This is a genomic window from Humibacter sp. (assembly GCF_051954055.1).
Taxonomy (GTDB): Bacteria; Actinomycetota; Actinomycetes; order Actinomycetales; family Microbacteriaceae; genus Humibacter.
Map to the genome: position 1 here is coordinate 33,812 of NZ_JBQCIE010000113.1, position 9,564 is coordinate 43,375.

Sequence of the window (9,564 nt, forward strand, 5' to 3'; positions counted from 1 at the left end):
CGTCAGCCCGCCTCGCAGCCGCAAGGCGAGCGGCGGGGCTTGACAGGTCTACCACCGGCGCTGCGGCGAGGGTCAGAGCTCAGGAGACGTAGGGGCCCACGGATGACGCCGCAGAGGCGAACACGACAGCGAAGACGATCCAGAACACGATCAGCGCTGCCCATCCGAGCAGCATGATTCCGCCGAGGATCAGTCCGGTGATGGACATGCCCCGGGCGCTCGGCTCGCGCTTGATGCCGATCGCGCCGAAGATCACGGCACCGATCGGCACGAGGAACGTGAAACCGAAGAGGATCGAGGCGAGGCCAAGGATGAGGGACGTGATGCTGAATCCCTTGGGCTGCGGCTGATAGCCGGCGTACACGGCGGTCTGCTGGTAGACGGGCTGACCGTAGGGCTGCTGATAGACGGGCTGACCATAGGGCTGCTGGTACCCGGGTTGCTGGTACCCGCCCTGCTGCTCTGACGGCTGTTGCGGGTAGGGCCCGCCCTGCGGTGTCTGCTGGCTCATTGGGTCTCCGTTCGGGTCCGTTGCAGAAAGGCTACCGACTGGCGAGTCCCGCGCGCCTTGCGATCGACGCCTCATCGACGGGATCGCCACCGCGCGAACGCCTTCCCCAGGGGACAGCCCTGCGCCAGCGGTAGAGGATGGGACCATGCCCGAACACGAGGACGTAGCGGTAGGTATCCCGGAGGTCGGAGCACTGGCGATCAATGTGTCGGTGCCGCAGGAGTTGCGCTGGCGCGACACGCGTCGCGACCAGGAGTTCGAGCTGGAGAGCATCACGGTGCGGCTACTGGCGGACGGTGGACTAGCGGCGAAGGCCTATGGCCGGCCGGTCTCCGGGGGTCGCGGGGCGTACGTCTCGTTCCGCGTGCCGGAGCGGCCGGAGCTCGTGCAGCTGATCCACCGAGCGGCGGACCGCGCAGCCGAATTGTGGGCGGCCCACGGAACGCTGTAGGGCGGCCGCTCGAGCGACGACCTCTCGCCGTCCCCAACGCGTCTCGAGTGCGAATTCTCCTCGGAGGGCGTACATGCTCGTCGCCGTCGCATCGGATCGATGGACGATGGGGGGCACACGGCAGACAATGAAGGGGTGATCATGAGCGATGCGCAGACGTGGACGGTGATCGGCGTTCTCGGTGCCGCCTTCCTCGGCACGCTCACGATCGTCTCCACGTTGTTCGTGCACATCGTTCGCAGCGAAGTACGTCGGTTGGAAGGCACGTTCGGCGCCCGATTCGATGCAATGGACCGTGACATCCAGGCGCTCATGCGTCACACGTTCGGCATCGACCGCGGCGAATGAGGTAGGCCAGTCGCCGATATCGCGGCGGCGCCGCTCATCGACTCCATCAGCTCGGCTGAGAACGCGAGCGTTCTCAGCTCTCACTTCAGTCGCCGATAGACTGGAGGGCGTTCTGCGCCACCGTTTGCGCATGCTCAAACACAGGGAGTCAGCCGCTTGTCCGAGCCTTCCGTCTCCGCGTCCACCAGCCAGCTCGACACGGTCGAGAACGCGGCGGCGACCCCCGAGAAGGAGCAGCCATACGCGGCGCTCGGGCTGAAAGATGACGAGTACGCGCGCATCCGCGAGATCCTCGGCCGCCGGCCCACCAGCGGCGAGCTCGCGATGTACTCCGTGATGTGGAGCGAGCACTGTTCGTACAAGAGCTCCAAGAAGTACCTGCGTCAGTTCGGGCAGAAGGTCACGCCCGAGATGAAGAAGAACCTCATGGTCGGCATCGGCGAGAACGCCGGCGTCGTGGATGTCGGCGAGGGCTGGGCGGTCACGTTCAAGGTGGAATCCCACAACCACCCGAGCTACATCGAGCCGTTCCAGGGCGCAGCGACCGGTGTCGGCGGCATCGTGCGCGACATCATCTCGATGGGCGCCCGCCCGGTTGCGGTGATGGACCAGCTGCGGTTCGGCAAGATCGACGAGGCGGACACGGCACGCGTCGTGCACGGCGTGGTCGGCGGCATCTCGTTCTACGGCAACTGCCTCGGCCTGCCGAACATCGGCGGCGAGACGTACTTCGACCCGGTGTACCAGGGAAACCCGCTCGTCAACGCGCTCTCGGTGGGCGTGCTGCGGCACGAGGACCTCCACCTGGCGAACGCGTCAGGTGTCGGCAACAAGGTGGTGCTCTTCGGGGCGCGCACCGGCGGTGACGGCATCGGTGGGGCATCCATTCTCGCTTCCGACACGTTCGCCTCGGGCGGCCCGACGAAGCGTCCCGCGGTGCAGGTCGGCGACCCGTTCGCCGAGAAGGTGCTCATCGAGTGCTGCCTCGAGCTGTTCCAGAAGAAGCTCGTCGAGGGCATCCAAGACCTCGGCGCCGCCGGTATCTCGTGCGCGACCAGCGAGCTCGCGTCCAACGGCGACGGCGGCATGTACATCTCGCTCGATGCCGTGCTGCTGCGCGACCCCACGCTCACGGCGGAGGAGATCCTCATGTCGGAGTCGCAGGAGCGCATGATGGCGGTCGTGAGTCCTGCGAAGCTCGACGCGTTCCTCGCCGTGACAGGCAAGTGGGATGTCGAGACCAGCGTGCTCGGCGAGGTCACCGACACCGGGCGGCTCATCATCGACTGGCACGGCGAGCGCATCGTCGACGTGGATCCGCGCACCGTGGCCGTGGACGGGCCTGTGTACGACCGGCCGGTCGAGTACCCGGGCTGGATCGACGCGCTGCAGGCGGACTCGGCGAGCGCACTCGCCCGACCCGAGGCATCCAACGCGGAGGGCCGCGCCCAGCTGCGCGACCAGTTCCTCGCGCTGGTCGGCTCGCCGAACCTCGCCGACAAGAGCTGGATCACGAACCAGTACGACTACTACGTGGGCGGCAACACGGCGCTGTCATTCCCCGACGACGGCGGGATGATCCGGGTCGACGAAGGCAGCGGCCTCGGCTTCGCGATCGCCACGGACGCCAACGGACGTTACGGCCAACTCGACCCGCGCCAGGCGGCACGCCTCGCGCTCGCCGAGGCGTACCGCAACGTCGCCGTCACCGGCGCTGTCCCCGCGGCCGTCACCGACTGCCTCAACTTCGGCTCCCCCGAGAACCCGGAGGTGATGTGGCAGTTCTCGCAGGCCGTCGAAGGGCTCTCGGATGCCTGCCTCGAGCTGGGCATCCCGGTCACCGGCGGCAACGTCTCGTTCTACAACCAGACGGGCTCGACTCCGATCTTCCCGACCACGGTCGCGGGCGTGCTCGGCGTGATCGACGACGTGGCGCGGCGCATCCCCTCCGGCTGGCAGGATGCGGGCGACAACATCTACCTGCTCGGCATCACCCGCGAGGAGCTCGACGGGTCGGCGTGGGCCGGCACGGTGCACGGGCACCTCGGGGGGCGTCCGCCGACGGTCGACCTGGACGCCGAGAAGCGCCTCGCCGAGCTGCTGCACGCGGCATCGATGGAGAGTCTCCTCGCGTCGGCGCACGACCTCTCCGACGGCGGCCTCGCACAGGCGCTGGCCGAGAGCGTGCTGCGGTTCGGCGTCGGCGCCCGGGTGTGGCTGACCGAGATCATCGAGCGGGACGGGGTGGATGCCGCGACCGCGCTGTTCTCCGAGTCAACGGGCCGGGTGATCGTGTCCGTTCCGCGCGAGGACGACGTGAAGTTCCGGGGCCTGTGCGAGGGTCGCGACTACCCGGTACTGCGGATCGGCGTCACCGATGCGGTGGTCGGGGAGCAGCCGGTACTCGAGGTGCAGGATCTCTTCACCGTCGGACTCGAGGAGTTGCGGGCATCCCACCAGGCGACGCTTGCCGAGCACTTCGGCCCGGTCGTCGGCCAGTCGGCCGTGCAGGAGTACTACACGCCCGGCGCGTAGGGGCGCTACTCAAGCGGCGGTACGGCCCACGCGGGTGGCCGTCGCGAGGGCGGCGACGGCCAGCACCGTGCCGAGCAGGAAGCACGCCGTGAACGGCCACGATCCGCCCAGCGCGGTGAGCGAGGCGAACACGAGGCCGGCGACGGCGACTCCGGATGACCCGCCGACGGCATCCGCGATCGCCTGCGCCGAGCTGTTGAAACCCTGATCGTTGGGCGTCGAGTAGCCGATCATCATGACTGACAGCCGCGGGGTGGCCAGCCCCATGCCGAGGCCGGCGAAGATCCACACGCCGAAGACCGCGAACGGTGAGAGCTCGAACGCCGAGATCACGGTCGTGCCGACGAGCCCCAGAGTGATGGATGCCACGCCCAGGACGATCCACCCGCGGTTGCGCATGCGCGGCCCGAGTCGGCCCTGCAGCCACGACCCGCCCGACCAGGCGATCGCACCACCGGTGAGGGCGAGCCCGGCGATCGCGGGATTGAGTCCGTAGCGGGTGATGAGCAGGTACGGGACGTACACCTCGCACGCCAGCTCAGCGCCCGTGATGAAGATGCGCGTGCTCATCACGGACGGCAGTCCGGGCGCGAGCCGTAGCGTTCCGCGGGGAAGCAGCGGGCGCACGGCGACCGCGAGCACCGCCATCGCCAGCACGAATGCGATCCACCGCCAGAGCGTGTCGAGCTCGGTCGCCGTGCCGAGCGCGAGAACGGCGACCGCCGCCACGACCGACCACACGATGCGAGCCGGCTGCCACGACGGCGCATCGTCGCCCGCAACATCTCCGGATGCGCCGAGCACCCGTCTGATCATGAGCAGCCCGACGACCGCGACGGCGATCACGCCGAGGAAGATCCAGCGCCAGCCGACGGTCTCGGCGAGCAGGCCGGCCAGGAACGGTCCGATCAGCGACGGCACGACCCAGGCGGTCGAGAATCCGACGAAGACGTGCGGCTGAAGCCTTGCCGGGTACTGCCGCGCGACGACCACGTACACGGCGACCGTGAGCGCACCGCCGCCCAGACCCTGCACGAGGCGACCGAGCACGAAGACCACCATGTTCGGCGCGAGCCCGGCGATCGCCAGCCCGATCACGAACAGCACGACGGCTATCACGAGAGGCGCCGACGGCCCTCGCCTGTCGCACCACGCGCCGGCCGCCACCATGCCGACGACACTGATGGCGGTCGAACCCGAGAAGGCGAGCGTGTAGAGGGATGTCCCGTGCAACTCGTGTGCGATCACCGGCATCACTGTCGTGACAGCCATCGCCTCGAACGCGACGAACAGCACGAGCGCGCACATCCCGATCGTGATCCAACGGAAGTGCGGGCCGAGCACGCCACCGGCCGGCTCCGCAGCAGGATCCACCGTCGCGACGCCGGCCGTGCGGCGGGCGGCCGCCCCGTCCTCCAGCGGGAGCTCCGACGACGAGGCGGATCGTGCGGAGGGAGACGGAGTCTGGGATGCGGGATCCGTCTCGTCGGTCATGGTGCTCAACTCTATGACCTCAACTATTGTTGAGGTCAACGCGAGGCTGCATGCCCACCCCGAGGCTGCGGGCATTTCCCACCGTTTCGGCGCGGGCGTGCAGTCTCGCGAGATCGACAGCGCGACAGAGGAGACGCAGGATGCCCCAGCTGGACGGCGGCGCGCACCGCATGCTCACGGTGGGCGAGCTGGCCGAACGGAGCGGCGTCGCCGTCTCCGCTCTGCACTTCTACGAGCGCAAGGGGCTGCTTGCCAGCGAGCGCACGAGCGGCAACCAGCGGCGCTACCGGCGCGACGCGCTGCGCAGGGTGGCGTTCATCCGCGTGTCGCAGCGGGTGGGCATCCCGCTTGCCGAGATCCGTGCTGCGCTCGAGTCACTCCCCGAGGGTCGAACTCCGACGAAGCGCGACTGGGCGAGGCTCTCGTCGCACTGGCGTGAGGCTCTGGATGCCCGCATCGCCGCCCTGCAGCACCTGCGTAACGATCTCACCGGCTGCATCGGCTGCGGATGCCTGAGCCTGCGCACCTGCACGCTGCAGAACCCCGACGACACGCTCGGCGGCACGGGCGATGGCACCGGACCCCGCCGCTGGGACTAGGGCCGAGCCCACGCCCGATGGGCGGCGTCCGAAGCGAGTCACGCTGTTATTGACCGGGCGGTCAGTCAGGCGTAACGTGGAAGACATCCCTGAGGGGTTACATCGAGGAGGTGTGATTCATGAAGAAGTGGACAAGGTGGCAGGACTGGGTGACGGTCGCAGCCGGATTGGTCGTGGCACTCTCCACGATCTGGGTGGCCCCAGCCGGACTTTCGATCGTGCTCATGATCGTGCTCGGCGTTCTGCTCATCATCGCGGGTCTCATCAACCTGTCGATGCCGGGCCTCGCCTGGATGGAATGGGTGCACGGCGTTCTCGGCGTGCTGCTGTTCATCTCGCCTTGGGCCGGCATGTATGCCACACACATGGGCGCTGCCTGGTTCTCGTGGGTGTGCGGTGGCGTAGCCATCATCGTGGCAGCCTGGGAGTTGGTGCCGATTCCCGGCGGCGACCACTACACGGCGCACTCGCACGCCTGACGAGGGCGAACCGAATCGCGCGGGGTGGCAGCGGGGCTGCCGCCCCGCCCTTGATTTATCCGCCCAGCTCCTCGAAGAGAAATCCCATGAATCCGCCCCGCAGAACCCGAGACGCAGCCGAGACGCGGGCAGGCATCCTGGATGCCGCCGAGCGCCTCTTCGCCGAGCGCGGCTTCGATGCCACACCGACCTCCGCCATCGCGGAGGCCGCCGGTGTGCCCAAGGGCCTGCTGTTCTACTACTTCCCCACCAAGTCCCAGTTGCTGCGCGCGCTGGTCGCGGAGCGGATGTCCCTCGGCCCCGTCGACGTGGACGCGCTCGCCGAGCCCGGCGATCCGGCACGTTCGCTGCTCAACCTCACCGCGAAGATCCGCGAGCTCGAGGATGCCTCGCACGTGATCGGCGTCATCATCTCGCGCGAGCAGCACACGCATCCCGAGGTGCTCTCCGCCCTTCTCGAGCACCGGGACCGGCTGCAGAGCCTCATCGAGAAGGTGCTCGCGGCGAGTTCCCCGGTGCGACCCGCCGCGTCACGTCTGCGCAGCGCGGCGCTGGCGTGGCTCGGCATCCTCGCGCTGGGGTCCGACCGCGCGACGGAAGCCGCGCGGTCGGAGCTCGCCTCGCTCGCCGAGTACGTGACGGACGGCCTACGACCAGCAAGGCACGGCCGCAGGTCGGCGCGCGCCTAGCCCGCCCGTTCGTAACTCCTGCTGGCCGCCCACGTGCTCGCTGCCCGCCTGCGGCTTTGGGCGATCCCAGCTGGGCGTGCACCGTTTCTGCAGGAGTTACGAACGAGGGAGGCACGGATCACCTCGGCGGGTCGATCACACCTCGAAGCGCAGGCCGGTCGCCTGCTCCGCGAACTCCCAGACCCGCTGGGCGACCGCCGGATCCGCGCACACCCACGCCGGCTCCTGCTTCACCGGCGCGCCCTTCACACGCCATCGCGGCCCCCAGTACGAGCCCCCGACGGCATGCGGATGCGTGGCCGCCGCCAGCACGGACCGCGCACCGCGATCTTTGCCCTGCGTGAACGGAGCCTGCAGCGAGTCGGCGAACACGGTCATCCGCGACGGCTCGTTCACGCCAGGCACCCGCGGTGTGCGACCACTGATCGAGTAGCCGGGATGCGCGACGACGCTGGTCGCGTCGAGTTCGGCCGCGCGCATCCTGCGATCCAGCTCGAACCCGAACGATTCGACCGCGATCTTCGACTGCGCATAGGCGCGCCACGGCGCATAGCTCCGCTCGAGTTGCAGGTCGTCGAGCAGCAACGAGCTCAGACGCGTGGCCATGCTGCCGAGGCTGACCACGCGAGCGCCGGACGAGCGGCGCAGCGCCGGCATCAGACCGGCCAGCAGCGCGAAGTGGCCGAGAAAGTTCGTGCCGAGCACGAGTTCGTTGCCGTCGACCGTGGTCTGGCGCGTTTGCGGCGGATGCACGACGCCGGCGTTCGCGACGACGAGGTCGATCCGCTCCCGGTCGACCAGCGCCCTCGCCGCGGCGGCGACGCTGTCGAGGCTCGACGTGTCGAGTTGGAGCACCTCGACGGATGCCCGCACCCCGTCACGCTCGCACCGTGCGCGGATGGCGCGCGCGGCGGCATCCGCCCGCTCCACGTCCCGACACGCGAGCACGACGTGAGCTCCAGCCCCGGCGAGTGCGGCCGCTGTGAAGAATCCGATCCCCTTGTTGGCGCCCGTGACGACGGCCGTGCGGCCGGTCAGGTCGTCCACTGCGCTGCGATCGTCGCTCACTCGCCCGGGTGCTGCGCGCCGGCCCGAACGTGGTGGTGGATCACCTCGGCCACCACGAAGTTGAACCACTTCTCGGCGAACTCCGGGTCGAGGTGACTCTCCACGGCGAGCTCGCGCAGGTGCTTGATGTGGTCGCGCTCGCGCACAGGATCCTCGGCGGGCAGGCCGTGCTCCGCCTTGAGGTATCCGACCTGCTTCGTGAACTTGAACCGCTCGGCGAGCAAGTGGATCAGCGCTGCATCGATGTTGTCGATGCTCTCCCGGATGCCGTAGAGCTGCTCCAGAGCGCGCGTGCGGTCATCCTGCTGATCGTTCTCGGGCATGTGTCGAGGGTAGCCGCTCATCGGCGCATCAGGCTTTGCGATCACTCCATCATCGCGATCGGTTCGCTGAGCGCCCGCCGCAGAACCGGCCGCGTCGCCAGCAGGCCGAGCCAGACGACCAGGATGCCGCCGGCGATGCTCGCCGCGATCGTCAGGAGTGACAACGGCGCCAGCACGAGCGCCGCGCCGGCCATCGGCAGCACGATGATCGCCGCGGTGACGGCCGAGCCGACCGTGACGATGCGCAACGGGGAGAGCACGGCGCGTACGCGGGCCGCGTTCATCGTCTTCACAGGCATCCCGAGTCGGTCGAGGCTGACGTAGAGCTCGCGGCGGTCGAGGATCGCGGATGCCTGACTCACCCCGACGGAGCACGCCACCATGACGAATGAGATGGTGAGCGTGATGAAGACGCCGGTGCGGATGTCGCCGAGCAGCACGACCTGCCCGTGGTCGGCGCGATCGCCGCTCACCGCGCCGATCATGGCGAGTGCCGTGCCCGCGAAGACCGCGATGAAGCTGGTCATCGACACTCCGCTCACCTGACGCCAGGCTGCCTTCGGCGACTCGAGCACGGATCGCGCCGCGATGAGGCGTTGCGGAGTATTCGCCTTGCGCAGTCCCGACATCGCGAACCTCTTGATCACGAACGGGCCGACGAGACCGAGCACCGCGTTCGCCGCCGCGAACGCTGCGGCCAGCACGACGATCACGGTCACTGCCCCGCCGAGCAGGCTCGGGTTCGCGACGCAGAACACGACGGCCGCGACGATCGCGACGCCCACGACGACGCGGATCCAGTGCGAACGAGGCGCCGACTGCTTGGTGCGCACGCCGAGCGGCGACACGATGACGCCGCGCAGCCCGATGGCGGCGCTGGCGCCGGCGAGCAGGCCGACGCCCGCCACGACCGCCGCGACGATGAGCGGGTTGAGCAGGAGCGCGCCCGCCCCGATCGGATGCCCGCGGAACGAGATCAGACCGACCAGCGGCGTCAACGCCAGGTAGAGCACGACACCGCCGAGCGCGCCGACGACGGCGAGCGCGATCGACTCGAGCACGGTCAG

At 69.0% G+C, this 9,564-nt stretch carries 11 protein-coding genes; 6 read left to right on the forward strand and 5 right to left on the reverse strand.

Features of this window, described 5'->3' with window-relative positions:
- Positions 1–79 precede the first annotated feature (79 nt).
- Positions 80–511: a DUF4190 domain-containing protein gene (locus tag ACTHNC_RS15285; protein WP_440295477.1), complete on the reverse strand. Its 432-nt coding sequence runs from the start codon at positions 509–511 to the stop codon at positions 80–82.
- Positions 512–656: 145 nt separating this feature from the next.
- Between ACTHNC_RS15285 and ACTHNC_RS15290 the strand changes: the two genes are divergently transcribed.
- From ACTHNC_RS15290 to purL, 3 genes are all read left to right on the forward strand, one after another.
- Positions 657–962 carry a hypothetical protein gene (locus tag ACTHNC_RS15290; RefSeq protein WP_440295478.1) on the forward strand — a complete coding sequence of 102 codons (306 nt, stop codon included), beginning with the start codon at positions 657–659 and terminating at the stop codon, positions 960–962.
- Positions 963–1,103: 141 nt separating this feature from the next.
- Positions 1,104–1,310 carry a hypothetical protein gene (locus tag ACTHNC_RS15295; RefSeq protein WP_440295479.1) on the forward strand — a complete coding sequence of 69 codons (207 nt, stop codon included), beginning with the start codon at positions 1,104–1,106 and terminating at the stop codon, positions 1,308–1,310.
- A 156-nt stretch (positions 1,311–1,466) separates the two neighbouring features.
- Positions 1,467–3,845: a phosphoribosylformylglycinamidine synthase subunit PurL gene (gene purL / locus ACTHNC_RS15300; protein WP_440295480.1), complete on the forward strand. Its 2,379-nt coding sequence runs from the start codon at positions 1,467–1,469 to the stop codon at positions 3,843–3,845.
- Between the two features lie 9 nt (positions 3,846–3,854).
- Here purL and ACTHNC_RS15305 read toward each other — a convergent pair whose 3' ends face one another.
- On the reverse strand, positions 3,855–5,339 hold the full coding sequence (locus ACTHNC_RS15305; protein ID WP_440295481.1) for an MFS transporter: 1,485 nt from the start codon (positions 5,337–5,339) through the stop codon (positions 3,855–3,857).
- Positions 5,340–5,479: 140 nt separating this feature from the next.
- Between ACTHNC_RS15305 and soxR the strand changes: the two genes are divergently transcribed.
- The 3 genes from soxR (at position 5,480) to ACTHNC_RS15320 (ending at position 7,106) form a co-directional block, all read left to right on the forward strand.
- The gene (gene soxR / locus ACTHNC_RS15310) at positions 5,480–5,938 is read left to right on the forward strand and encodes a redox-sensitive transcriptional activator SoxR (protein ID WP_440295482.1); all 459 of its coding nucleotides are present in this window, start codon (positions 5,480–5,482) and stop codon (positions 5,936–5,938) included.
- Between the two features lie 119 nt (positions 5,939–6,057).
- Positions 6,058–6,417 (forward strand): SPW repeat protein, encoded by a 360-nt coding sequence (locus tag ACTHNC_RS15315; RefSeq protein WP_440295483.1) that lies wholly within the window; start codon positions 6,058–6,060, stop codon positions 6,415–6,417.
- Between the two features lie 86 nt (positions 6,418–6,503).
- Positions 6,504–7,106 (forward strand): TetR/AcrR family transcriptional regulator, encoded by a 603-nt coding sequence (locus ACTHNC_RS15320; RefSeq protein ID WP_440295484.1) that lies wholly within the window; start codon positions 6,504–6,506, stop codon positions 7,104–7,106.
- Positions 7,107–7,241: 135 nt separating this feature from the next.
- Here the strand turns inward: ACTHNC_RS15320 and ACTHNC_RS15325 are convergent, their stop codons facing one another.
- From ACTHNC_RS15325 to ACTHNC_RS15335, 3 genes are all read right to left on the reverse strand, one after another.
- Positions 7,242–8,174, reverse strand: a complete 933-nt coding sequence (locus tag ACTHNC_RS15325) for an SDR family NAD(P)-dependent oxidoreductase (RefSeq protein WP_440295485.1) — start codon at positions 8,172–8,174, stop codon at positions 7,242–7,244.
- Entirely contained in the window at positions 8,171–8,497 is a 327-nt protein-coding gene (locus ACTHNC_RS15330; RefSeq protein ID WP_440295486.1) for a chorismate mutase, read from the reverse strand. Before ACTHNC_RS15330 ends, ACTHNC_RS15325 begins: the two co-directional genes overlap by 4 nt.
- A gap of 41 nt (positions 8,498–8,538) precedes the next feature.
- Positions 8,539–9,564 (reverse strand): permease (locus ACTHNC_RS15335; protein ID WP_440295487.1); only part of this gene is annotated, 1,026 nt, incomplete at its 5' end.